This window comes from Staphylococcus sp. HMSC034G07 (genome assembly GCF_001835975.1).
In the GTDB taxonomy this organism is placed as follows: domain Bacteria; phylum Bacillota; class Bacilli; order Staphylococcales; family Staphylococcaceae; genus Staphylococcus; species Staphylococcus ureilyticus.
This window is the reverse complement of sequence record NZ_KV826609.1, coordinates 401271-427904: the sequence shown is the minus strand read 5'-3', so window position 1 is coordinate 427904 and position 26634 is coordinate 401271. Positions and strand designations below refer to the sequence as shown.

Genomic DNA, 26634 nt, shown 5'->3' with positions numbered 1-26634 from the left:
GTGCCACCTATGAAAATAGGAATTACATGTTACCCTTCTATGGGTGGTTCTGGAATTATCGCCACTGAATTGGGAATCAAATTAGCAGAAAGAGGACATGATATCCATTTTATAACATCGAATATACCTTTTAGAATTAGAAAACCTTTACCTAATATTACATTTCATCAAGTTGAAGTGAATCAATATGCTGTATTCCAATATGCGCCTTACGATATTACCTTAAGTACCAAGATTGCTGAAGTAATCAATGAGTATGACCTAGATTTATTACATATGCATTATGCCGTACCGCATGCTGTTTGTGGTATCTTAGCAAAACACATGTCTGGTAAAGACATTAAAATAATGACTACCTTACATGGCACTGATATTACAGTATTGGGATATGATCACTCATTAAAAAATGCGATTAAATTTGGTATAGAAGGTAGCGATGTAGTCACAAGTGTCAGTAAATCACTTGCAGAACAAACGACTGATATTATTGAAACAGATAAAACAATCATTCCAATTTATAATTTCGTTAGAGAAAATGAATTCCCTACAAAACATTCAATGCCAACTGAATCTGATATCAAATTAAAAGCTTGTTACGGGATAGAACCTGAAGAAAAAGTGATTATTCACGTTTCTAATTTTAGAGCAGTCAAACGAATTGATACAATCATTGAAACTTTCGCAAAGATACACCAAAAATTGCCATCAAAACTTATTTTATTAGGTGATGGACCTCAATTAATGGATATGAAAGCAAAAGCACGTGAATTAGACATTGAAGATGCTGTGTTATTTTTAGGTAAACAAAATTGGGTGAGTGAATTTTATCAAATATCAGATTTAGTATTATTATTAAGTGAGAAGGAAAGCTTTGGTCTCACATTGCTAGAAGCAATGAAATCAGGTGTACTTCCAATTGGCTCTACTGCTGGAGGTATCAAAGAAGTAATTAAACATAACGAAACAGGTTTTATAGTAAATATTGGTGATAGTGATACAGCCAGTACGTATGCGTTACAATTGTTGACAAATGATGAACTTTATAAAAAAATGCAGCAGCAAATGCTGGATGATGTTGCTGAACGTTTTTCTTCAGATTTAATTGCAGACCAATATGAATATTATTATAAAAAAATGTTAGAGGGTAATCATGACTAAAACATTATTCGAACAAGCAAAACCAATATTAAAAACTTTACAATCTAACCATTACCAAGCATTTTTTGTTGGGGGTTCTGTGAGAGATTATCTAATGCATAAAACAATACACGATATTGATATTACTACGAGTGCGACGCCTGAAGAAGTAGAAGCTATTTTCGAAAAGACAATTCCTATAGGTAGAGAACATGGCACAGTCAATGTTGTCTATAATGGTGAACACTATGAAGTAACAACATTTCGTGCAGAAGGTGATTATGATGATCATCGAAGACCTAACGAAGTCTTTTTTGTGCGTGAATTATATGAGGATGTTAAAAGACGTGATTTCACAATGAATGCAATAGCTATGGACGCCGATTTTCATATTCACGACTACTTCAATGGTCAACAAGATATTGAAAATCACATAATTAGAACCGTAGGCAATGCGCATGAACGTTTTAATGAAGACGCGTTAAGGATTATTCGAGGTCTACGTTTTCAAGCACAATTAGGATTTGCATTAGAAAATGAAACTTTTTATGGTATGAAATCACATATCCATGATATTAAATATTTATCAATTGAACGAATTGTGGTTGAACTAAAAAAACTCACTTCTGGTAAGTATGTAGCCTGTAGTTTTGAAAACTTACAGTACTTGAATGCATTTAATTACATTCCTTTTTTCAAACATTATAAACTAAATGATTTTATTTTAGATGAAGCCATTCCGTTCACTTTATTTGTAGCTTTATTGAAAGCACAACAACCTTTAGTAAATGGTGCGCTTAATGATTTAAAAATTAGTAATAATGAAAAAAAGTATATAGGTAAATTAGAACGGCTACTTAATCAATTACCCAATATTAAATCTAAATCAGACTTTAAAATACTTCTTTATGATTATGGTGAACAAGATATACTATTAATATTAAATTTCATTGATTTACATATTAAAAACCATTTACCTTCTTTTTCACCGCTTATTATAAATATACAATCTGTAAAAGAAGAATCTAAAAAGTTACCTATTCACTCAAGAAAGGATATTGATATTAATGGTAAAGATATCCTTGAGGCAGTTAATAAGCAAAGCGGTCCTTGGCTAAAAACACTATTGAGAGATATTGAGATTGCTATTATCAATAGAGATGTTCAAAATATTAAACCAGAAATCATTAGGTGGGTGAAGTCACATGTCGAAATACAGTAAAGATGTTATTCAAATCTTATATACAAACCAGTCAGAATATATTTCTGGACAGTTTATTGCAGAACATCTTGCAATTTCTCGAACAGCAGTCAAAAAAGTAATTGATCAACTTAAGCAAGAAGGGTGTGAAATTGAATCAATTAACCATAAAGGACATCGCTTAATTGAACTACCTGATAAATGGTATAGTGGGATTGTAGAACCTTTAATCGATGAACAAAAAATGTTTGATCATGTAGAGGTCAAAGCGCAAGTTGATTCCACACAGTTACTCGCAAAACAAAAATTAGTTGGAAACTCAAACACCTTTTTAATTTTAAGTGATGAGCAAACGAAAGGAAAAGGGCGCTTCAATAGACCATGGGATTCATCACGCGGCAAAGGATTATGGATGTCTATTGTGTTACGTCCAAATGTCCCATTTGAAATGATAACAAAGTTTAACTTGTTTATGGCATTAGGTATCAGAGATACAATGCAACAATTTAGTAATGAGAAAGTAACGATTAAATGGCCAAACGATATCTATATTGAAGGAAAAAAAGCTTGTGGATTTTTGACTGAAATGGTAGCTAATAGTGATGGTATAGAAGCGGTGATATGCGGTATTGGCATAAATATGAATCACTTGCCTGAAGATTTTCATGGTGAGTTGCAATCAAAGGCCACGAGCTTAAGAATACATGCTAACCAAAAAATACATCGTTATCATTTATTAGAGCAATTAATAAATCAGATTGAAAAACGTTACCATCAATTTTTAAGCCAGCCATTTTCCACGATACGACATGAATACATTGAAGCTTCAAATATTTGGAATAGAACTTTAAAATTCACTGAAAATGGTCAACAATTTCAAGGTGAAGCTATAGATATTGATGAGCATGGTTATCTAATTGTCATTGATGAGCAACAGACACAACACAAACTCATGAGTGCAGATATAGAACTATAAATTTATAAGAAAAGGAGGAATGAAAATGACACAGCCTTGCTACGCTGTTGTTGATTTAGAAACAACAGGCAACCAATTAGACTACGATGAAATTATTCAAATTGGTATTACTTTCGTCCGCGATAATAAAATAATTGGCACCTATCACTCTATGGTAAAAACAGATTTAGAAATTCCTCCTTTTATTCAAGCATTAACCTCAATTGAAGATGAAATGCTAAAGCAATCACCATATTTCCATGAAATTGCTGACGATATATACAAACAACTTGAAGGCTGTATCTTTGTCGCACATAATGTAACTTTTGATTTAAATTTCATAAAAAAATCATTTAAAAAATGTAATATCAGATATAGACCCAAAAAAGTATTAGATACATTAGAATTGTTTAAAGTTGCTTTCCCAACAGATAAAAGTTATCAATTAAGTGAATTAGCAGAAGCACATGGTATTACGTTAAATAATGCCCACCGTGCGGATGAAGATGCTGCAACGACTGCACAACTTATGATACTTGCTTTCAATAAATTCGAAGCACTACATTTAGATACTTTAAAACAACTTTATTATTTAAGTAAAAATTTAAAATATGATTTACATGATATTCTTTTTGAAATGGCTCGAAACCATAACCATGAACAACTAAGTGAAGATTTCGAACAATTTGAACAGATTATTTATAAAAAGCAAAGAGATTTTAAAGCGCCCACAGTAAACTTTGACGGAACTTTAAAAGATCTTTATACAGACATTACTGAAAAATTAAATTTAACATATAGACCCCAACAATTATATTTAGCTGAAATTATATTAGAACAGTTGATGCATAGCGAGAAAGCTATGATTGAAGCGCCGTTAGGGAGTGGTAAATCATTTTCATATTTATTAGCTTCACTAATGTATAACATACAAACAGGAAAACATGTAATGATTTCTACAAATACAAAATTATTACAAAATCAGTTGTTGGAAAAAGATATACCTGCATTAAAATCAGCATTGAATTTTAAAATAAATGCATCTTTAATCAAAAGTAAACGAGATTATATTTCGTTAGGATTAATCAGTCAAATCTTAAAAGATGAATCTAATAATTACGAAGTTAGCATTTTGAAAATGCAATTATTGATCTGGATTACAGAAACACATACTGGAGATATACAAGAGTTAGATTTAAAAGGCGGACAAAAAATGTATTATGAACAAAAGTTAGAAACTTATGTTCCAGTGCGTAATGACATTAATTATTTTAATTTTATTAAGCGCAACGCAAAAAATATACAAATTGGTATAACAAATCACGCTCATTTAATACATGCTTCACATGACAATACAATTTATCAATTATTTGATGATTGTATCATTGACGAAGCCCATAGGTTACCTGATTACACATTAAACCAAGTTACGAATGAATTAAGCTATTCTGATGTCAAATACCAATTAGGCTTAATTGGTAAAACTGAAAACGATAAACTACTTGCCGCTATCGACCATTTAGAACAACAACGTATACTTGAAAAATTAGATATACCACCAATCGATGTTTTTGGCCTTAAAACAAATATCAATGAAATACATGATTTAAACGAACAATTGTTTAGTACGATGTTTAATAGCATCCAACAATCAGAAATACATGATGATGAAGTGCATAAAGTTCATTTTGTATATCATTTTGATGTAACACCTATTTTAAATGATTTGCATGCCATCATTCATAAATTAAATATGACCTTAGAATTCTTTAACGGCATGAGCCATAAAACAATTAAAACAGTAAGAAAACAATTACTTTATATTAATGATAAATTTAGAGCAATTGAAACTAGTTTAAAAAATAATCATACTTGTTATTTATCCATTAAAAACATTAACCAAAAATCTACAATCAAATTAAATGTGAAAGATTATGATGTGAAAGAAATATTAACAAAACAAGTGTTAGATAAATTTAATGCACTAACATTTATTTCAGGTACCTTAACTTTTAATCACTCATTTGAAAATTTCAAGCAATGGTTTAATAAGGACATCATGTTCAATACTTATGAGCTTGATACTGCAACAGTATCTTCAAACCAGACAACTGTATTTATACCAAATGATGTCGTTTCATATAATTATAAAAATATTGATGACTATGTGAGCTCTATTGTCAATTATGTTATAGAATATACAACAGTTATTGAATCAAAATGTTTAATTCTATTCACTAGTTATAAGATGATGCATATGGTACAAGAACTCTTGAATGAATTACCTGAGTTTGAGGATTACGTAATACTCACACAACAACAAAATCAAAACTATAAAATTGTACAGCAATTCAATAGTTTTTCTAAAGCCATCCTATTAGGGACTAGCACATTTTTTGAAGGTTTTGATTTCCAATCAAATGGTATCAAGTGTGTAATGATTACAAAATTACCTTTTATGAATCATAACAATACGAAATATTGGTTAATGGAATCTGAATTCACTTCCACATTTAAAGATTTCGTTTTACCTGATGCTGTTACTCGTTTCAGGCAGGGACTAGGCAGACTTATTAGAAATGAGCAAGATAAAGGTATCATCGTATCATTTGATGATCGTTTAATTAAAAGTAATTACAAACAATTCTTTGAACAATCATTAGAAAGTTATCGTCAAAAGAAAGGCGATATAAAACAATTTTCAAGCTTACTTAAAAAAATAAAAAAAGAGACAATACATCATAAAAGTAACTCGCGCAACTAGAAGTTGTACCTTGATTTTGTTAAAATGTATAAGGATTAATAAAAGAAGACTACAAAAATATTAGGAGTTTGGTTATGAAAACAACGATAAAAGAAGCAAAACATTACATTAACCAAGAAGTAACGATAGGTGCTTGGTTAACGAATAAACGTTCAAGTGGTAAAATTGCATTCTTGCAGTTAAGAGATGGTACTGGCTTTATGCAAGGTGTCGTAGTAAAAGCTGATGTAGATGAAGATACTTTTCAGTTAGCTAAAGATATTACGCAAGAAACTTCATTATATATTACTGGCGTTATTTCAGAAGATAATCGTTCTGATTTAGGTTATGAAATCCAAGTGAAATCTATTGAAATCATTGCAGAAGCTCATGATTACCCAATCACACCGAAAAACCATGGTACAGAATTCTTAATGGATCATCGTCACCTTTGGTTACGTTCAAAAAAACAACATGCAGTTATGAAAATAAGAAACGAAATTATTCGTGCAACATATGAATTCTTTAATAATACTGGGTTTACCAAAATAGATCCACCTATTTTAACAGCTAGTGCACCAGAAGGTACAAGTGAACTATTCCATACTAAATATTTTGATCAAGATGCTTTTTTATCTCAAAGTGGTCAACTCTATTTAGAAGCAGCTGCAATGGCTCATGGTAAAGTATTTTCATTTGGACCTACATTCCGTGCAGAAAAATCTAAAACACGCCGTCATTTAATTGAATTTTGGATGATAGAGGCTGAAAAAGCGTTTTGCGATCATAACGAAAGCCTAGAAATTCAAGAACAATATGTGACACATGTTGTTAAATCAGTACTAGAAAATTGCAAATTAGAATTAAATATTTTAGAACGTGACACTGAAAAGCTTGAAAAAGTTACAACGCCTTTCCCACGTATCACATATGATGATGCAGTTGAATTCTTGAAAGAACAAGGCTTTGATGATATCGAATGGGGAGAAGACTTTGGTGCGCCTCATGAAACTGCAATTGCAAATCATTACGATTTACCTGTATTTATTACAAATTATCCAACAAAAATCAAACCTTTCTATATGCAACCAAATCCAGATAATGAGGATACAGTGTTGTGTGCAGATTTAATAGCACCCGAAGGATATGGAGAAATAATCGGTGGTTCTGAACGTATCAATGACCTTGCATTATTAGAACAACGTATCGATGAATTTGAATTAGACCCTGAAAGTTATAGTTACTATTTAGATTTACGTCGTTATGGTAGTGTACCTCACAGTGGATTCGGTTTAGGTCTAGAAAGAACAGTCGCATGGCTATCGGGTGTAGAGCATGTTCGTGAAACTGCACCATTCCCTCGTTTATTAAATCGACTATATCCATAATATTATCAATACAAGAAACTACCTAAACTACGTCCAGTCTATTTTACGGCTGGACTTTTTTATAATATTTACACATGATAAGGAGGGGTGCTTTTGAATATCGATATGCTTAAAACTAGACCTGTTGTAATTCGCAAAGAATTACTAGATCATTATAATGAATTAGGTATCAATGAGCGTGAATTAGTTATCTTAATAAAATTAATTTACGCGTCGGAAACGACCAATAAACAACCATCCATTGAATCTTTACAAAAAGGTACATCACTAGATTCTAGAGAAATTACTGCTATTATACAAAATCTTATTCAACGTGATTTATTAGAGTTAAATGTTAACAAAGACGAAGAAGGTAAATTCACTGAATATATGAATCTCGATCAGTTCTATCATAAACTAAATGATATTATGCAACACGTTAATAATAATAGTAACCAAAAACAAGTTGAACTTGAATTCAATAAACTTTTCCAACAGATTGAGCAAGCTTTTGGTAGACCATTATCACCGTATGAAATCGAGACATTAAACCAATGGTTAGACATAGATAAACACGACTTAAGTGTGATTCAAGCAGCATTAGATGAAGCGCAAAGTCAGAACAAAATGAGTTTTAAATACATTGATCGAATTTTATTAAATTGGAAAAAAAATAATGTAAAAACCATTGAGGATTCCAAAAAAATAAGTCAACAGTTTAACCAACCTAAAATGAAACATACTGTTAAAAAAGTGCCTAAATTTGATTGGCTAAATGAGGAGAATCAAGATGATAAGTAATAAAAAAGCTTTAGAAATGATCGATGTCATTGCTAATATGTTCCCAAACGCTGAATGTGAACTCGTACATGATAACCCATTTGAACTAACAATTGCGGTACTATTATCAGCACAAACTACAGATGTTTCTGTAAATAAACTCACTAGAGAGCTTTTCAAAAAATACAAAACACCTGAAGACTATCTAAATGTAGATATATCAGAATTAGAAAATGATCTGCGTACCATTGGTTTATACAGAAATAAAGCTAAAAACATTCAAAAATTATGTGCGTCATTACTAAATAAATTCGACGGGGTGATTCCGCAAACACATGCCGAACTTGAAAGTCTAGCTGGAGTGGGGCGTAAAACAGCAAACGTAGTGATGAGTGTTGCTTTTAATGAGCCTTCACTTGCAGTAGATACTCATGTAGAACGTGTAGCTAAACGTTTAGGCATTTGTAGGTGGAAAGATAATGTTAGACAAGTAGAAGATAAATTGTGCAAAGTCGTACCTAGAGAACGTTGGAATAAAACACATCATCAACTTATTTTCTTCGGACGCTATCACTGTTTAGCACGTAGCCCTAAATGTGATATATGCCCCTTATTTAATGAATGTAGGGAAGGGCAAAAAAGATATAAAGCCAGTTTGAAAGAAGTGTGACACAATTGATTTCAAAAGAAGCGTTTAAACAATTAGAAGAACAAATAGATTTATTTTCTAAACAGAAGAAATTAAATTCTTCTGAAGCCAAGGTATTAATTGATAAATACTTTGATATGATTGAGTCTTTTTTTAAACAAATCAATCACATTCATACGATTGATTTTGAACAATTAAACGATTATCCAGTTGTACCAATGAATTTTAAAGAGCGTTATCAATATATGCTTGCCCGTAAATACCATTTTATGGGTTACAGTCAAATGAAGACAGTCAAATCAGAATTAATAAAAATGAATGCATCCTATCAAATACGTAGAAAAAACAAAGGTAATCCTTAAAGTCCCACTTCCCAACTTGTTGGGTTAGTGGGACTTATGCATGAGCAGAAGCTCAGGTAATCCTTAAAACCACTTCCCAACTTGTTGGGTTAATGGGACTTATGCATGAGCGAAAGCTCAATACTTGATAGTCAGTTGCTCACTCATACAAAGCCATCAATCTTCAATTAGTTACGAAAACTCTATAAAATAAAGAAAACGCCAATTTCTATAATATTTCAATAGAAATTGGCGTTTATTTGTTAGTAAAGAATAATGATAATCAAGTGTTTATTAAGCACTTAGTTACTTGTTCAAAAATTTATTTGGACACTATTGTGCTCTTGATAAACCAGTAGAATTATTTGCATTATTACTGTTCGAGCTAGCTGATGATGCATTATTGTTATTGTTGTTGTTATTATTGCTACCACCGCTATTATTATTACTACTACTGCTGCTGCTTCCACCTTGTCCTCGAGGCTTATTACTTGTTGTGTTGTCATCAGGATGTCCTGCAACAGATAGGCTGTCTTTACTATCACCATTTACTGAGTCAGGTTTACTAAAGTCCTTGCCGTCTCTTGGTGAGATATTACTCATTACATCCTCGAATAAATATTGCGGATATTCTTGTTCGTCATGACCAACAAATGAATTTACGCCGCCTTGTTTAACTTCTTTGAAGCCCATCCACACAGACATGCTGTATTTTGGCGTGAAACCATTCATCCATACATCTTTTGCAGCATCGTCAGGTAAACCATATTGTTGATAAGTTTGATCACCATAAGTACCTGTACCAGTTTTGGCTGCAACATTTACACCAGATATACCGTGGCCATATGCAGAACCATATGCTTCAAATGTACCTTTAAGTACTTCTGCAAGCATATAAGAAGTGGAATCTTTCATTGCTTTCTTACTTGTGTGATCGTAATTAATTGTTTCCCCATCTTCTTTTTCTACTTTTTTAATAGAATGCGCATTATTATATTCGCCACCATTTGCAATTGATGCAAAAGCAGATGCTAATTGAGTAGGAGAGAATTCTGATGATGAACCACCTAATACTTCAGAAGGTCCAATATCTCCTTCATATTCCAAACCTACTTTATTTGCGAAATCTTTTGGTGCGTCATTTCCAGCGTTCTCTTTTGAAGATTGCCATGCTTTTAATGCTGGAATGTTGAAACTTTGACGTAAAGCGTCATACAATTTAACCTCGCCGTGACCTTTAGTATCATAGTTTCTAAATGTAACACCATCAACTTGATATGCTTCTTCATCCTGAATTGCGTGGTTCGTAGCCCAATTCATATTTTCTATAGCAGGGCCATAAGCTAAGAATGGTTTTAATGATGAACCAGTAGGGTGTGCATCTGTAGCTAAGTTTCTATCAACAATATCTTTATAGTTTCTACCACCTGATATTGCCACTAATCCGCCAGATTCACTGTCTACGATAGAAGCACCAACTTGTTGGTCTTCGTTTTTATAGTAACCACCATTATCTACACGATCTTGAAGCGTTTGTTGTACGTCTTTGTCCATATTTGTGTAGATTTTAACACCACTGTTAAGAACTTCTCCTAAATCTTTACCTTTGAATGCTTTATTATTCATTAATTCAGATTTTACGAAGTTAACATAAGAATCGTATTCAGGATTTGAACTTTTATCACTAACTTGACGTTCTTCCGAATCACGTTTTACTAAATTATCTTCTAATGATGTATTTTGTGCTTCTTCTTTTTGCTTCTTAGTAATACGATTATGATATTCCATTAAGTATAAAACAGTATCTTTACGTGATTCTGCTTCTTTTGGATGATCATAGATATTATAAGTATTCGGAACTTGTGGTAAACCAGCAAGATAAGCCGATTCAGCTAAATTTAAATCTTTTAAATCTTTATCAAAATAATATTTAGCTGCAGCCTTCACACCATAAACACTGTCAGAATAGTAAATTTTATTTAAATACATCTCAAATATTTCATCTTTACTATATTCTTGTTCAAGTCTATATGATAGGTAAGCTTCTTGTGCTTTACGGGCAATTGATTTTTGATCCGTTAAGAATGAACGTTTAACTACCTGTTGAGTCAATGTCGATGCACCTTGTGAACCAAATCCTCCCGTAAAGTTTTTAGCCACTGCACCAAACAAACGTTTATAGTCAAGTGCACCATGGTCATAGAAACGATTATCTTCTGTAGCCAAGACAGCTGCTTTCATGTTTTTAGGTACTTCATCTAAATCAACATGTTCACGTCTTTGCCCATTATCAATCGTTTTAATCAAATCGCCATCTTTATCATATATTTTAGCAGGAATTGGATCTTGTAATTTTGATTCTGTAAATGCTGGTGCTTTCCAAGCATAATATGCAAATAACAAAATACCAATTAATGCTAGAACAATGAAGGCTATGATGAGAAATCCGATTATCTTAATAATCGTTCTTTTTATATTCCTATTCTTTTTTTCTCCGGACTTATCATTCTTTTTTGAATCAGAAGTCCTTTTTTTCTCCGTCATACGCGGTCCTCACTTTCATCTAATATCAACTTATCAACTGCTTTGAGGTAATTCAATCTTGGTTGATACTGATAAGGAATATAGTAACCATTTTTTCTAATTTCTTCAACCGTAATCGACTTTTTAATTTCTTTTTTGTACCGATGCCAATAATATTTAAATTTGCAATAAGGCAATAAATAAACTTCATCTAATAATTTAAAGCGAATTAATAAAAAAACAATACCTCCTTGATCATAACAAGCATCCATGTGTATCACTTGGTGCTCATGCATATTATTCAATGGAAATGAAGTTTTATTTTTAGTTTCTTTCGCTTCAAAATCTAAATAGTGCCCTTTATAAATACCATTGTAATCAGTAGTCGAAGGCGTTCGGAAATAAGCCTCATTAATTACCGCCTTACTTCTCATAGGATAATGAACATTAACTATTTGAACGGGGGTGGGCTTTTTATGTATAACAGCTTGCCCAAGTTTCAAATAGTGCGTATTAGATAATTCAATATCGCTCTCAAGTGACATACCTCTGCCACCATAATTTATTTTACTCTTATCATCCTTATAAGTTCGTCCGACTTGAGACTTATTTCCGTAAAATGGTTTCCCATTTGGATAATTCATTGTTTTTCACCACTTTAATTTGGTTTCAAAAACTTTTTCCATTATACATGAAAACAGTCATTTTTTCCAAACTATGAAATATAAAGCAATGTATCTGTACATACATCAATATTTATTTTAACGTGCTTTTCTCAATTAAACAATATTTCCCTATAAATAAGCCTATAATATGACATAAATGTAAGTTCGTTGTTTCTCAAATGACTATCAAATTCATTTATGGTAAATTTAATATGTAGGAGGAAACTTCATGCAACAATTAATTACCCAACTCTTAAATGATGTACAAAAGATGCAAAATAGATACGAAACAGTCAAATCGAAAGATATAGATTATGACTTTTACAAAGATGTTGTTCCATTTACGAGTTACATAGATAATCTGTTAGAAACGTTTAGCACCTTCGAACCTAAAATACTAAGATTATCCTATATGAATAAGAAAAAATTTGATTTACTTATTTCAAATATTGAATCACTGTCCGTTGAATGTCATTTTAAAAGGACTAGCCGGAAATTATTTACTGAAAAAGTCAAGGCAGTACAATACGATTTAAGTTATATACAAAGAAGTGATGCTAAATTATGATAAAGACAATTTATGTGACTGGCTACAAGTCATTTGAACTTAATATCTTTAAAGATGACGCACCTGAAGTTTCATATTTAAAAAAATTTATAGCACATAAATTAAAATCATTGATTGAAGAAGGACTTGAATGGGTATTAATACAAGGACAGATGGGTATAGAATTATGGACTGCTGAAGTAGTAATTGATTTAAAAGAAACATATCCTGATTTTAAACTTGGTGTCGTTACACCATTTTATGGCCACACAGATAGATGGAATGAACAGAATCAAGCAAAATATAATCACATTGTACAGCATGCTGATTTTGTAGATAGTGTATTTCATACATCATATGTGGGACCACACCAATTTAAACAAACAGATCAATTTATGCTCGACCATACAGATCAAACATTACTAATATATGATGAAGAACAAGAAGCTAGTCCAAAATACTTTAAGCAAATGTTAGTTGATTTTATGGAAAAAACAAATTATACTTGTGACATTGTTTCGTTTGATGAATTAACAGAATTTATCAACGATTTACAGTGGTCTCAAGAACAAAGTTTCGAATGAGGTGGAAAAAATATGTCAGATGTTTCATTAAAACTATCAGCTAAAGATATTTATGAAAAAGATTTTGAAAAAACTATGACACGTGGTTATAGAAGGGAAGAAGTGGATGCTTTCTTAGACGACATCATAGCAGATTATCAAAAGATGGCAGATTTAGATAATGAAGTTGTTAAACTTTCCGAAGAAAACAATAAACTAAAAAAAGAACTAGAAGAATTGAGATTGCGTGTGGCTACTTCAAGACCACAAGAAAACAAAAACTTTTCAGCAAATGGGAATGCTGCAAGCAATGCTACTAATAATAACAATGTCGATATACTAAAAAGAATTTCAAACTTAGAAAAAGCAGTTTTTGGTAAATAATAAAACAAGCAATCATAACAAATGCGATGTCCAAGTAGTTATAATTGCGTACATAAAGATAAGTTTTGTTTTTCTCAAAACTTATCTTATTTTTATTTGTTCTGATCTTTGAAAAATGATATACTCTTAAAGATGGTGTTTTGGGTAATCGCTATAGCGATATAGAGGAAAGTCCATGCTCACACAATCTGAGATGATTGTAGTGTTCGTGCTTGATGAAACAATAAGTCAAGGCATTAAGTTGACGGCAACGAAATAACCTAAGTCTTTAGATACGGTTAAAATAGTTTGAAAGTGCCACAGTGACGTAGCTTTTATAGAAATATAAAAGGTGGAACGCGGTAAACCCCTCGAGTGAGCAATCCAAATTAGGTAGGAGCACTTATTTAACGGAATTCAACGTATAAATAAGGCATACTTTAAAAGTATGTAGACAGATGGTTACCACCAGCGTACGAGTGTAACTAGTACACGTTGGCAGTACAAAGGTACAAAACATGGCTTATAGAAACATCATTACTAGACCCCAAGCTCTCCCAATTAGGAGAGCTTTTTTAATGTTTAAAATTAACATAAAGCCATAATATAATCCAGAACAGAAGTAAGGTCATATCTATTTAAAATAACTTTTGATAAAATAAAATTAAATCCACTTAAAAAAGGAGCAAAACAATGTATCAATTATTAGCTGTGTGCCCAATGGGGTTAGAAGCAGTTGTTTCTAAGGAAATTCAAGAACTTGGTTATACAACAACAGTAGAAAACGGCAAAATCTTTTTCGAAGGTGATGAAGCAGCAATAGTTAAATGTAATTTATGGTTAAGAACTGCTGATAGAATAAAGATTGTTGTTGGACAATTTAATGCAACAACATTTGATGAATTATTTGAAAAGACAAAAGAACTCCCTTGGGAAACAATCATCGAAAAAGAAGGAAACTTTCCAGTACAAGGTCGTAGTGTAAAATCTACTTTGTATAGTGTGCCAGATTGCCAAGCAATCGTTAAAAAAGCAATAGTAGAGCGTTTAAAATCTGCTTATAAAGAAAAAGGGTGGCTAGATGAATCGGGAGCTAAATATCCAGTGGAAGTATCTCTATTAAAGGATAAAGCACTACTGACAATAGATACTTCTGGATCAGGACTTAACAAACGTGGTTATAGACTAGCTCAAGGTGAAGCACCTATAAAGGAAACACTTGCTGCTAGTTTAATTAAATTAGCAAATTGGAAAGGTGATACACCATTGATTGATCCATTTTGTGGTTCTGGAACGATTGCGATTGAGGCATGTTTAATTGCTCAAAATATTGCACCCGGTTTTAATCGAGATTTCGTTTCAGAAACATGGGATATTATGCCTGATAGATTATACGATGAATTGAGAGATGAAGCTGATCAACAAGCTAATTATGATAGACCTTTAAAGATATATGCATCAGATATTGACCCAGAAATGATAGAAATAGCACGTAGAAATGCTGAAGAGGTTGGCTTATCAGACATTATTAACTTTAAAGTTCAAGATGTTAACACTTTATCAATTGAGTCGGCAGAACCAGTTGCATTGATTGGCAATCCACCTTATGGTGAACGCATTGGCGATAGAGCAGAAGTGGAAGAAATGTATCGTTATATCGGCCAATTAATGCAGGAGCATCCTTACTTATCAACTTATATTTTAACAAGTAACAATGAATTTGAATTTTTAGTTAATCAAAAAGCAACCAAAAGACGAAAGTTATTTAATGGTTATATAGAGTGTACTTACTATCAGTACTGGGGGAGTAAAAAACCTAAAAAATAGACTGCATGAGCAATCAGAAAGAGGTGTGACAAATGAATAACGAGTTTAAAAAAGGCATATTTTTTGCTTTTGGTGCATATATTTTATGGGGGATTTTACCTATATATTGGGATTTAATAGAAGATATTGGTGCTTTTGAAATATTAGCTTTTAGAATTATACTTTCAATGATATTTATGTTAATAGTGGTAGTCGTCACTAACAATACAGCACCATTTAAACGTGATTTACAACAGCTCATAGCAAATCCTATACAACTCATTGCTATCATAGCTGCTGGTTATGTAATAACAATTAATTGGGGCACTTTTATATGGGCTGTTACGAATGGCCACGTATTGCAATCCAGTTTAGGCTACTACATTAATCCACTCGTAAGTATACTATTAGCGTTAATTTTTCTTAAAGAGCGATTTAATAAATTAGAATGGATTGCCATTGGATTTGCAGTTATCGGTGTTTTGTATATGACTATAAGAGTCGGTGTATTCCCTAGTATTTCGTTACTACTAGCATGTTCATTTGGTATTTACGGATTGATTAAAAAAATCGTACCGATTGATGCAATCAGTAGTATTACAATAGAATGCATTGTTACTGCACCAGCAGGCATTATATACCTATGGTACATATGGCAACAAGGTAGTTTAACGTTTGGCTATAATACCTCATCTTTCTGGTTAATCTTCTCAGGAGCTGTAACGGCAATTCCACTTATACTATTCTCAGCTGGCGCCCGTAGAATTCCGCTATCACTGACTGGTTTTATACAATATATCGGACCGACAATTATGTTTGTATTAGGTATTTTCTTATTCAAAGAACCTTTTAGCATCGATCAATTTATTACATTTATTTTTATTTGGGTTGGCATTGTAATTTATAGTATTTCACAATATGTAAAAATTAAAAAGAATAATAACCCTGTTATTCACTAAACGATATTTTCAATTCCGTATAGGTAACTTTATATAAGTTATCTTTACGATTTTTATTATGTTTTGAAATTGTTCAAAACATGTTTACATATCAAATCGGTCATTTTATTATATTCAATGTCGCAAATATATCATTAGTATAAATTATGCATTTGTAGTATTGTAAAATTAGATAAAAAGTGAACCAATCGAAAATTTATTATATACACTATTATTTTTAATCATATATTATAATGGAGTGATTATATGACGAGAGTATTAATATTAGGGGCAAATGGAGCTATTTCTAAAGCAGCTATTAATTCTTTTTTAGAAAACACCTCATATACGCTGAGATTATTTTTAAGAGACGCTAACAGATTACCTGATTATGCATCAGATCGCATCCGTGTACGTGAAGGAGATGCTACAAACTTCGAGGATGTTAACAGTGCAATGGAAGATGTAGATATTGTATTTGCTAGCCTTTCTGGTGAATTAGATAAAGAAGCAAGTACTATTGTTAAAGCTATGGAACAAAATCACGTTGATCGTTTAATATTTGTAGCGGCTCTTGGTATTTACAATGAGGTACCAGGTAAATTTGGTGAATGGGTAAATAAACAAATCCATAATCACTTACCTATTTATAAACAAGCAGCTGATATCATTGAAAGTTCAAACCTCGATTATACTATTTTAAGACCTGCATGGTTATCAGATATTAACGAAATTGATTATGAGATTACTCATAAAAATGAATTATTTAAGGGAACAGAAGTTTCCAGAAAAAGTGTTGCTGCTGTTGCAGTCCAAATTGCCAAAAACCCTGAACTGTATTTAAAAGAAAACATTGGTATTAACAAACCTAATACTGATTTTAATAAACCAAGATGGAAATAAAAATAAAATTGTAAAATCGACTAATTTATTAATGATTGCGAATACCACCAGTTAAGGTGGTATTTTTAATTTTAAATTAAGTCACATTCAATAAGTGGAAAATACTTTTTACATTTCTACTTATAAAACATTGCTAAATACAATTTAATTTTGCTAACTTACTTTAGACGCACATTAATTTGTTATACAATAGAAATTAATTACATATAAGTAATAAAGGGGATACATAACATGTCTAAAACGAAGCAACTCGATATACTATATAAATTAAAAAAAGAGGTTGAAAAATCAAACAATCATAGATTGATTCATATTATAAATCAAGTCATTAAAAAAATATTTTTAGAACAGTATACTGCTACTTTTGTCGGCCATTTTTCAGCAGGCAAATCCACACTTATCAATATGCTACTAGAAGAAAGCATACTACCAAGTTCACCAGTGCCCACAACCAGTAACACAGCAATTGTCTCTGTATCAGATGAACCAGGTATTATAGCTAATTTGAACAACCAAAAATATACTTTATTAACAAACTACGATGAAGTTAAACAAATGAATCGTGAAAATATTGACGTTGAATCTGTAGAAATTAAATTTCCTTCTGATAAATTTAATAAAGGGTTCACACTTCAAGATACACCAGGCGTTGATTCAAATGTATCAACACACCAATCTAGTACTGAAGAATTTATGTATACAAGTAATGTTTTATTTTACACAGTAGACTATAACCATGTTCAATCTGCAATGAATTTTCAATTTATGAAACAGCTGAACTATGCTGGTGTTCCGGTCGTTTTTGTTATCAACCAAATAGATAAACATCATGAATCGGAAATTCCATTCGACACATTTAAACAACGCGTTGAAAAATCAATTGCTGAATGGGAAATCAAATTAGATCAAATATTTTATGTTTCTAAATTTGAACATGAACACAACCAAATTCAAGCACTTTCAGATTATCTCATCGATAAAGATCAACATAGAGAATCAATGGCGGATTATGTGGAGCGTACTGTGAATTTTATTACAGACGAACAACTATCTTTTATACAACATGAAATTCAAACGATTCTAAATGAGCTAGATATATTTGAAGAAGACTTTGACCAAGCATATTTAAACTTTCAACAACATCAACAAGTAAGTGAAGAAGCGAAGTTACTTAATAACCCTGATCAATTGTATGATTTCTTAAAACAAAAGCGTAAAGCGATTCTCGACAATGCATATGTTATGACGCACGATACTAGAGAAAAAATAAGAACTTATTTAGAGAGCAAAACTAAAGACTTTAAAGTAGGCGGCATATTCAATAAAAAGAAAAAAACATTAGAAACGCAACAAATTAGACTTCAAGAATTACTTGAGCAATTACAAGAAAAAGTAAATCAAGAAATACGCCAACCTTTGAGAGAAGATATGTCATTTTTAACGCGATTTATTAACTCATCCGAAGTAAATGATGCGATTTTAAACCAACACTATCAAATGCCTCCAAATCTCATAGATGATTTGTATCAAATGCAAATATCTATTAGTAATCAATATGTTTTAACATTTTCAGATGACTTAATGAAATCTATTAAACAATTTATTATTAAAGAAACTGAACCATTATTTGAGAAAGCAATCAGCCATTCTCAAGCAAACGACATTGGCACAGAAGAAGTAGAAGATTACAATGATTATGTTAAATTTATGGAGTTGCGTAATCTAAGAGAATCACTTGAAACACAAAATTATAGACACTACTACATTCATATTGATGATTCACTAGATAAATTAATAGATAGAGAAGAAATCACATATCAAGCTAAACCAGAGCATTCAGAAGTTCAAAAACAGAATCGTTCTAATACCACTAAAACAAAAACAACGGATACTACAATTCAAGATATAAAAAATTCATTAAACTTGATAAAAGATATTCCATTATTCGAACAAACAAAACAAGATATCAACGATACACTGAAACGCCTAGATCATAAAATCATTAAAATAGGTGTTTTCGGGACGTTCAGTGCTGGAAAAAGTAGTTTAATCAACGCACTACTAGGCGATGCATATCTTGTTAGTTCACCAAATCCTACAACAGCAGCAATGACAGAACTGACATACGGTGAAGAAAGTCAAATTACACTTAAATCACCTGAGCAAATCTTAGAAGAGTTAAACCAATTATTTGAATTGGAAAATAAAACTTTTGATTCAATTGAGGCATTTTTAAATCAAAACACAAAAAAACTAACAGCATCTTTAGAAAAAAACAAATTAGCATTTATCAATGCGATTGAGAAACATTATGCGATGTATCAAGAAATGCTAGAACAAGGTTTAACACATACCATTGCACGGGATGAAATAAAAAAATGGAGTGCAGAAGACGAATATGCAACCTTTGTAAATACAGTTCATTTGAAATTACCTATCGATTGGTTGAAAGATAAAGTTATCGTAGATTCACTTGGGTTACATTCCAATAATCAACGTCATACAAATGAAACAGAAAAGATTTTAACTTCTTCAGATTTAATACTTTATGTAAGTTATTTTAATCATTCATTCACAGATAATGACAAACGCTTTATAGAACATATGAAAGAAATGAACCAATTAAGTGAAAATCAAGCATTTAAAATGGTCATAAATGCAACTGATTTAGCTGAAACTGAAGAAGACTTAAATGCAGTCATAAACTATGTAAGTGATGCACTTAACCAAGTAAATATGAATTCGGACATTTTTGCAGTTTCGAGTCGAGAAGCTTTAAAAACAGGAGACTTAGGAATTGATAAACTAAAAAATAGTATAAACTATTTTACTCAAGTTGAGTCTAAAGATATATTGCAACAACAAATGACGAAACAATTAACCAATATTTCAGAAGCATTTGACCAAATGATAGAAGACGCACAGCATAATCAATCTAAAATTAAGCAACGTAAAAACAAACTCGAGCAGTATCATAATCAAATATTACTGAATAATAATATATTACAAATTGCCGTGCAGCGTGCTTCAAATGAAGTTGAAGATCAAATTTATCACCTCAATGAACGTTTGAAAATTCAGTTGTTAGATGAAGTTAAATCAATTTATAATGGGCAAATGACACAGAGCAACAACTTTAACGAAGCAAAACGTCATTCCACAAAGCAATACTTAGATCAAATTCATCAAAGATTGTATTTAGAACAATCCTTACTAGTGGAACGTGTTAAAAAGTATTTCATTCAACAAATACATGAAGAAATTGCTCCTTTAAAACAAAAATTAGAGCAATTACACATTTTCATTGAACCTGAATTTAATAAGAGTAATATAGAACTAGACGATCCTTATTTAAAAATTGATTTAAGTCAAATGCTTTCCGCTTTGCCTAAATCATTAACGAAAAAGAACATCTTGCAGCCAAAAATGCAAAATGAAGTTCAAACCACAATAACTCAAAACACGCTCGTACAACTTAAACCTTGTATAGCTGAATTAAGAAAAGCATTAATTGAAATCGTGAATAATTTGAATAATGATGCAGAAATAAAATTCAATCAGTATGAAAAAGATATACACACACAAATTAAACAACTCTTAGCATTTGAAATGGATCATTCTTTAATAAAACAACTCCAAGAAACAAATAGCGAATTAAAAGCTCAGTTGTTAATTTAGAAAGAGGTACTTACGATGTCCAAAAAGATATTATTAATAGACGGTATGGCTCTACTGTTTCGTCATTTTTACGCAACTAGCCTACACAAACAATTCATGAGAAATTCATCAGGTATTCCTACAAACGGTGTTCAAGGGTTTGTTCGTCATGTATTTACTGCGATAAACGAAATACAACCTTCACATGTGGCTGTGTGTTGGGATATGGGTAAATCTACATTTCGAAATGAAATGTTTGACGGATATAAACAAAATCGACCCGCACCACCAGAAGAATTGATACCACAATTTGATTATGTTAAAGAAATATCAAACCAATTTGGATTTGTAAATATTGGTGTCCAAAATTATGAAGCAGATGATGTAATAGGCACTTTGGCACATCAATATTCACAACAAAATCAAATTTTTGTAATCACTGGTGACAAAGATATTCTACAATGTATTAATCCTAATGTTGAAATTTGGTTAACTAAAAAAGGATTTAACTTATACAACCGCTATACATTAGACAGATTTCAAAATGAATATGGATTAAATCCGCTACAATTAATAGATGTTAAAGCATTTATGGGAGATAGTGCTGATGGTTATCCTGGTGTTAAAGGGATTGGTGAAAAAACTGCTATAAAACTTATTCAAAATCATGGTTCTGTTGAAGCAGTGATTGACGCTTTAAACGAATTGACACCTGGTCAAAGACATAAAATAGAAGATAATTTATACAATTTGAAACTTTCTAAATCACTAGCTAAAATTCATACAGAAGTACCTATTAATACTTCTGATTTATTAAACGACATGAAGTTTGGGACGGAATTAGCTGAAATACTAAATATTTGTAAAGAACATGAACTCTATGTATCAGGAAAATACTTAGCTACACATTTTAGTTAAATAAAAAATAAAGGGCTCATACGTATTTAAATAAATACGTACGAGTCCTTTATAATTATTGTCTAATCCTTTTCATCGTACATGTTTAACGAGATAAAAATGATATCCTTCTATCCTGTAGTCACACTCATATATTTTAAAATAAAGGTTTAAATTCAAAAAATGTGTTTAGAATCATCTATTAAAAGTTTCTCACTATAGAAAGGGACTATTTCTGATTTTCGTCATAATAAGTTTTCAAATATCCTACTGACTTTGAATTGTTAAGATACTGTTTTGATTTAACGCTTTTTTGCTCTTGTTTTAGTAATTTTATATAAGGCATTTTTGGCATGATGATTTGCTTCTTTATTTTGATTCCTTGGAACCCATTTAACAAACAATAAATCAAAATATGACTCTAATGATTTTATTTTGAGCAAGTAATTTATAAACTGCTTATTTTTTACTTGTCCTTTGTTCATACTATCTTCTATTAATTTCGAATCAGTGTATACGAGTGCTGTAGTAATCCCGTGGTGTTTTGCACATTCCAATGCAAATACGAAAGCTGCCCATTCTGCACTATGATTGTCTAAGATTCCTAAATCACAGTCATAATGCAATCGTTCTTGCTCAGTAATGATAACGATAGAACATGCGCTTTGACCAGGATTGCCTGCTGTAGCAGCATCAAAATATATTTTCGCCATAAATTCACCTTCAAATTTAATAAGTTAATTTTATATTATCAAAAGAACATAAATAAGTATAATCATGTAGATGCATTTTTCTTGGAAAAATACATCAATATAACGTAAGCTATTACCGTCGTTAAAAAAGCACAACATTAATTTAATAAAGGATGATCTAATTGAAAAATATGTTTATTATACATGGCTATCAAGCTAGTACAAAAAGCCATTGGTTTCAATGGTTAGCCTCACAAATAGAGGCATATGGTTATAATGTTGAAATTATACACTTACCAAATTCTGATCATCCTGAACTTGATTCATGGTGTCAAGCAATAGATGATATTATTCAAAGTAAATTGAATTCAGAAACTATTATCGTTGCACATAGTTTGGGAGTCATATCAATATTACATTATTTAACTTCTGTTAAGCCTCATTCAAAAATAAAAGGCCTTTTTCTAGTTTCAGGTTTTAACGAAAAGTTATCGAACATACCCGAATTAAATCAATATATAGATAACACACGTATAAAACTCGATAAATTATGCGCGCAACACATTATTACAATTGGTGCTTTAAATGATCCAGTAGTGAATATAGACGCGACAGATAGATTATCAAAACAATTAAATGTCAATACACATTATATAAATCATAACGGCCACTTTTTAGAAACTGAAGGGTATCACACATTCAAGTTCTTAAAAGAAAAGATAATTGAAATATTATAATTATATTAAATCACCAGAAATAAATAAGCCCGTAAATGAACTTATCTGTTAATCATTTACGGGCTTTTCCTCAGTTATATTAAAACATGTCATTAATAACCTTCATCTAATTTTTGTATTTTGCCTTTTCGGTACATTGATTTTGCCCAATAACCAAAAGGAACATTAAAGATAGTAGAAACAATTTTTAATAAATACGTTGTAATAAAGATTTCAAATACCGCTTCATTTGGCATTGCACCTAAAAAAGCAATGATGACAAATAACGCAGTATCCACGATATTACTTAAAATAGTACTACCATAAGCTCTTATAATAAATGTTCTATCTGAACTAAACACTTTTTTGATTAATGAGAAAAGTAATACATCTAAATGTTGTCCAATAATGTATGCTATAACCGAACCTAAAGCAATCCTTGGAACAATATTAAAAATAGATTCTAATGCTTTTTGTGTATTATCTACCGGGGAAGGTGTGAAATGAAGCGAAAATTGCATCACGATAATCATCACCAATGTCGAACAAAAACCTAACCAAACTGCACGTTTAGCTATTTTGCGTCCGTAAATATCATTTAAAATATCAGTTGCTAAATAGATAGATGCAAACATAACATTTCCCAGGGTTGCTGAAATAGTAAAAATATCGATTGTTTTAATAACTTGGATATTAGCTATAATGGTGCCAATAGCAATCCATGCAATCAAACCATGTTTACCAAACAAACGATACATAGTAACTAATAAAATGAATGTTACTAAAAAAGTAATAACGCCAAATATTTCATTAAACAATTTTATTCCTCCTAAATTTTGATAATGCGGGTGTTTAGAAACCGCAAAATAAACAACTACATTATTTTACTAGAAAATATTAAAAAAGCAAGTTCAAACTTCAACTGATTTTTAAATATTTATACTAATGTTATATTTCATATTAATGATTAAACAATCGTTGTTACAAATGATATAATATCAACAAGTCTCAAATCTTATAATAAATTAACTAGTTGGGTACTTATAATTCATTTTTAGAAGTACAGGAGCGTGAAACGTATTCTAACCTATTCTGAAAAAGAGGCAATTGATGCCATAGACCAATTAATGAACACATATTGTAAAGCGTGTTTATTGAAACGTCATATAAAAAAGACAAACGGCAAAACACAAGCACATCATTTTTGTATTAATGAATGTTCTGTCGGAAAACAAATTAAGCAAATTGGCAATGAATTACAATAAAAAGGAGCATACGATTATGGAAATAATAAATATAGCTACGACACCAAATCCAAATACGATGAAAATTGATTTAAACATAGATAGTGGGGATAACAAACCTAACACATATACAAAAGTTAAAGAGGGACAACCTGACTTCATCAATGCAGTACTAGATGTAGAAGGTGTTAAATCTATATTTCAAGCAATGAATTTTATTTCTGTAGATAAAAATTCAGAAGTAGATTGGGATACACTTTTACCAAACATCACAAAAGCTCTAGAAGAAATATAAACATAAGGAGGGTGCCTTAATGGAAATAGTACGTGTTGAACCTACACCAAGTCCAAATACAATGAAAATTGTACTAAGTGAAAAAAGAGAAGATAACCAGTCTAATACTTATTCATCAGTCGCAGAAGGGCAACCTGATTTTATCAATGATGTTTTAGCAATTGATGGTGTTAAATCTATATTTCATGTAATGGATTTTTTGGCTGTAGATAAAAAACCAAAATTTGATTGGGAAGATGTTTTACCAAAAGTAACAGCAACACTCAATGATGAACAAGAAATAACTTCCGAAGCACAACCAGATGAACATTTTGGTGAAGTAAAAGCAGAGGTTTTGACATTCAAAGGTATTCCTTATCAAATTAAACTAACGACAAGTCCAGAAGAACAACGTAAACAATTACCTGAAATATATGTTGATAGCATGTTAGCTGCACAGAAAGATGATGATAATGTTGTGTTCCAACGTAAATGGGAAGATTTTGGAATACGCTATGGCGAACTCTCAGAGGTAATGGAAGACGTCGTTGAAGAAATAACGGCAATCTATCCTAAAGATCAATTGCAAAAACGAGTTGAAGAAGCTTTAGCATCCAACGTTACAATTCCTGAAACTAAATACCGACATGTAACATTGGAAGCATATCAAGCAACTGAAAGTTGGAAAGAACGATTAAGAATGCTAAAATCATTCCCAACACCTACAATTGAAGATTTACCGTTGCTCGGTGAGGTCGTGAGTGATGAACAGAAAACACCATTAAGACGTGAAGCAATTATACTCCTTGGAATGATTGAAGATGAAATCGTACTCCCATACCTCTATAAAGGCTTAAACGATAAAAGCCCTGCAGTAAGAAGAACTGCTGGTGATTGTTTAAGCGATTTAGGTTTCAAACAAGCATTACCAGAAATGGAAAAAGCATTAGACGATCCACATAAAATAGTCAGATGGAGAGCAGCAATGTTTATTTTTGATGAAGGTGGGCCAGAGCAGTTAAATTCACTTCGTGAACATGCTGACGATTCAGCCTATGAAGTGAAGCTGCAAATCGAAATGGCTATAACAAGAATTGAAAATGGCGATGAGGCATTAGGTTCCGTTTGGAAACAAATTGCAAATCGAAATAATAGCTAAAGAAACTATCATTAAATGAAATAGGAGTGTTATAAATGAATGCTTATGAAGCATATATGAATGAACTCGCAACACAAATGCGCAGCGAACTCACAAATCACGACTTTAACAGTTTAGAAACTGCTGTTGATGTTGATAACTTTATGAATAATGTATCTGAGGATGAAACAACTTTTGTCGTGATTAATTCAACTTGTGGTTGTGCTGCTGGATTGGCAAGACCTGCTGCAGTTACTGTTGCAGAACAAAATGAAAAAAAACCAACAAATAAAGTGACTGTTTTTGCCGGTCAAGATAAAGAAGCAACCGAAGAAATGCGCGCTTTTATTCAACAAGTACCGTCCAGTCCATCGTATGCATTGTTTAAAGGAAAAGAATTAAAACATTTTATGCCAAGAGAACATATAGAAGGTAGAGATATACAAGATATTTGTATGGATATTAAAGACATATTTGATGATTATTGTGATTAATCAATAAGACCAAGGCTGAGATATAAATAAGTGTCTCAGCC

General features: G+C 31.5%; 25 protein-coding genes and 1 other RNA gene. 22 read left to right on the top strand and 4 right to left on the bottom strand.

All coding sequences use genetic code 11. The features are described 5' to 3' along the window. The first annotated feature begins 9 nt into the window (after window positions 1–9). From bshA to HMPREF2586_RS10015, 8 genes are all read left to right on the top strand, one after another. On the top strand, window positions 10–1158 hold the full coding sequence (bshA, locus tag HMPREF2586_RS10050; protein ID WP_070038201.1) for an N-acetyl-alpha-D-glucosaminyl L-malate synthase BshA: 1149 nt from the start codon (window positions 10–12) through the stop codon (window positions 1156–1158). Beyond that, the gene (locus HMPREF2586_RS10045) at window positions 1151–2359 is read left to right on the top strand and encodes a CCA tRNA nucleotidyltransferase (protein WP_070658561.1); all 1209 of its coding nucleotides are present in this window, start codon (window positions 1151–1153) and stop codon (window positions 2357–2359) included. Before bshA ends, HMPREF2586_RS10045 begins: the two co-directional genes overlap by 8 nt. Beyond that, entirely contained in the window at window positions 2343–3314 is a 972-nt protein-coding gene (locus HMPREF2586_RS10040) for a biotin--[acetyl-CoA-carboxylase] ligase (RefSeq protein ID WP_070038193.1), read from the top strand. Before HMPREF2586_RS10045 ends, HMPREF2586_RS10040 begins: the two co-directional genes overlap by 17 nt. Before the next feature lie 25 nt (window positions 3315–3339). Beyond that, window positions 3340–6057 carry a helicase C-terminal domain-containing protein gene (locus HMPREF2586_RS10035; RefSeq protein WP_070658559.1) on the top strand — a complete coding sequence of 906 codons (2718 nt, stop codon included), beginning with the start codon at window positions 3340–3342 and terminating at the stop codon, window positions 6055–6057. 74 nt (window positions 6058–6131) lie between these two features. Then, entirely contained in the window at window positions 6132–7424 is a 1293-nt protein-coding gene (asnS, locus tag HMPREF2586_RS10030) for an asparagine--tRNA ligase (RefSeq protein ID WP_070658557.1), read from the top strand. Between the two features lie 105 nt (window positions 7425–7529). Continuing rightward, window positions 7530–8204 (top strand): DnaD domain-containing protein, encoded by a 675-nt coding sequence (locus HMPREF2586_RS10025; protein WP_371090942.1) that lies wholly within the window; start codon window positions 7530–7532, stop codon window positions 8202–8204. Further along, window positions 8194–8853, top strand: a complete 660-nt coding sequence (nth, locus tag HMPREF2586_RS10020; protein ID WP_046208242.1) for an endonuclease III — start codon at window positions 8194–8196, stop codon at window positions 8851–8853. The genes HMPREF2586_RS10025 and nth overlap by 11 nt, the downstream gene beginning before the upstream one ends. 5 nt (window positions 8854–8858) lie before the next feature. After that, window positions 8859–9194, top strand: coding sequence for a YpoC family protein (locus tag HMPREF2586_RS10015; RefSeq protein ID WP_064208947.1), 336 nt, complete (start codon window positions 8859–8861; stop codon window positions 9192–9194). A 312-nt stretch (window positions 9195–9506) separates the two neighbouring features. Here the strand turns inward: HMPREF2586_RS10015 and HMPREF2586_RS10010 are convergent, their stop codons facing one another. Further along, entirely contained in the window at window positions 9507–11717 is a 2211-nt protein-coding gene (locus HMPREF2586_RS10010; protein ID WP_070658553.1) for a transglycosylase domain-containing protein, read from the bottom strand. After that, entirely contained in the window at window positions 11714–12340 is a 627-nt protein-coding gene (gene recU / locus HMPREF2586_RS10005) for a Holliday junction resolvase RecU (protein WP_046208244.1), read from the bottom strand. Before recU ends, HMPREF2586_RS10010 begins: the two co-directional genes overlap by 4 nt. Window positions 12341–12590: 250 nt before the next feature. Between recU and HMPREF2586_RS10000 the strand changes: the two genes are divergently transcribed. The 9 genes from HMPREF2586_RS10000 to HMPREF2586_RS09960 all read left to right on the top strand — a co-directional run bounded on the left by HMPREF2586_RS10000 (window position 12591) and on the right by HMPREF2586_RS09960 (window position 22056). Further along, window positions 12591–12929, top strand: coding sequence for a DUF1798 family protein (locus tag HMPREF2586_RS10000; RefSeq protein WP_064208949.1), 339 nt, complete (start codon window positions 12591–12593; stop codon window positions 12927–12929). Further along, the gene (locus tag HMPREF2586_RS09995; RefSeq protein ID WP_070812731.1) at window positions 12926–13492 is read left to right on the top strand and encodes an SLOG family protein; all 567 of its coding nucleotides are present in this window, start codon (window positions 12926–12928) and stop codon (window positions 13490–13492) included. The genes HMPREF2586_RS10000 and HMPREF2586_RS09995 overlap by 4 nt, the downstream gene beginning before the upstream one ends. Before the next feature lie 12 nt (window positions 13493–13504). Then, window positions 13505–13855, top strand: coding sequence for a cell division regulator GpsB (gene gpsB / locus HMPREF2586_RS09990; RefSeq protein ID WP_046208247.1), 351 nt, complete (start codon window positions 13505–13507; stop codon window positions 13853–13855). Between the two features lie 136 nt (window positions 13856–13991). Continuing rightward, window positions 13992–14365: RNase P RNA component class B (gene rnpB / locus HMPREF2586_RS09985), an RNA gene on the top strand. A gap of 162 nt (window positions 14366–14527) precedes the next feature. Beyond that, entirely contained in the window at window positions 14528–15661 is a 1134-nt protein-coding gene (locus tag HMPREF2586_RS09980; RefSeq protein ID WP_070658551.1) for a THUMP domain-containing class I SAM-dependent RNA methyltransferase, read from the top strand. Between the two features lie 32 nt (window positions 15662–15693). Next, the gene (gene rarD / locus HMPREF2586_RS09975) at window positions 15694–16599 is read left to right on the top strand and encodes an EamA family transporter RarD (RefSeq protein WP_046208249.1); all 906 of its coding nucleotides are present in this window, start codon (window positions 15694–15696) and stop codon (window positions 16597–16599) included. A 246-nt stretch (window positions 16600–16845) separates the two neighbouring features. Beyond that, window positions 16846–17481: an SDR family oxidoreductase gene (locus tag HMPREF2586_RS09970; protein ID WP_046208250.1), complete on the top strand. Its 636-nt coding sequence runs from the start codon at window positions 16846–16848 to the stop codon at window positions 17479–17481. 231 nt (window positions 17482–17712) lie between these two features. Next, window positions 17713–21159, top strand: coding sequence for a dynamin family protein (locus HMPREF2586_RS09965; protein WP_070658548.1), 3447 nt, complete (start codon window positions 17713–17715; stop codon window positions 21157–21159). 15 nt (window positions 21160–21174) lie between these two features. After that, window positions 21175–22056, top strand: a complete 882-nt coding sequence (locus HMPREF2586_RS09960) for a 5'-3' exonuclease (protein WP_064208952.1) — start codon at window positions 21175–21177, stop codon at window positions 22054–22056. A gap of 281 nt (window positions 22057–22337) precedes the next feature. Here HMPREF2586_RS09960 and HMPREF2586_RS09955 read toward each other — a convergent pair whose 3' ends face one another. After that, a complete protein-coding gene (locus HMPREF2586_RS09955) occupies window positions 22338–22748 on the bottom strand; it encodes a ribonuclease HI family protein (protein WP_046208253.1) in 411 nt (136 codons plus the stop codon). 170 nt (window positions 22749–22918) lie between these two features. Between HMPREF2586_RS09955 and HMPREF2586_RS09950 the strand changes: the two genes are divergently transcribed. Next, window positions 22919–23464, top strand: a complete 546-nt coding sequence (locus tag HMPREF2586_RS09950; protein WP_225309918.1) for an RBBP9/YdeN family alpha/beta hydrolase — start codon at window positions 22919–22921, stop codon at window positions 23462–23464. 92 nt (window positions 23465–23556) lie between these two features. Here HMPREF2586_RS09950 and HMPREF2586_RS09945 read toward each other — a convergent pair whose 3' ends face one another. Further along, window positions 23557–24261, bottom strand: a complete 705-nt coding sequence (locus tag HMPREF2586_RS09945; RefSeq protein ID WP_046208255.1) for a queuosine precursor transporter — start codon at window positions 24259–24261, stop codon at window positions 23557–23559. Between the two features lie 252 nt (window positions 24262–24513). Here HMPREF2586_RS09945 and HMPREF2586_RS09940 point away from each other — a divergent pair, with 252 nt between their 5' ends. Genes HMPREF2586_RS09940 through brxA form a run of 4 tightly spaced genes read left to right on the top strand, consistent with a single transcriptional unit; the run spans window position 24514 to window position 26593 of the window. Beyond that, window positions 24514–24708, top strand: coding sequence for a zinc-finger domain-containing protein (locus tag HMPREF2586_RS09940; RefSeq protein WP_046208256.1), 195 nt, complete (start codon window positions 24514–24516; stop codon window positions 24706–24708). Between the two features lie 16 nt (window positions 24709–24724). Further along, a complete protein-coding gene (locus tag HMPREF2586_RS09935) occupies window positions 24725–24982 on the top strand; it encodes a NifU N-terminal domain-containing protein (protein ID WP_046208257.1) in 258 nt (85 codons plus the stop codon). Between the two features lie 19 nt (window positions 24983–25001). Beyond that, entirely contained in the window at window positions 25002–26120 is a 1119-nt protein-coding gene (locus tag HMPREF2586_RS09930; protein WP_070658545.1) for a conserved virulence factor C family protein, read from the top strand. Between the two features lie 35 nt (window positions 26121–26155). Then, the gene (brxA, locus tag HMPREF2586_RS09925) at window positions 26156–26593 is read left to right on the top strand and encodes a bacilliredoxin BrxA (RefSeq protein WP_046208259.1); all 438 of its coding nucleotides are present in this window, start codon (window positions 26156–26158) and stop codon (window positions 26591–26593) included. Window positions 26594–26634 lie beyond the last annotated feature (41 nt).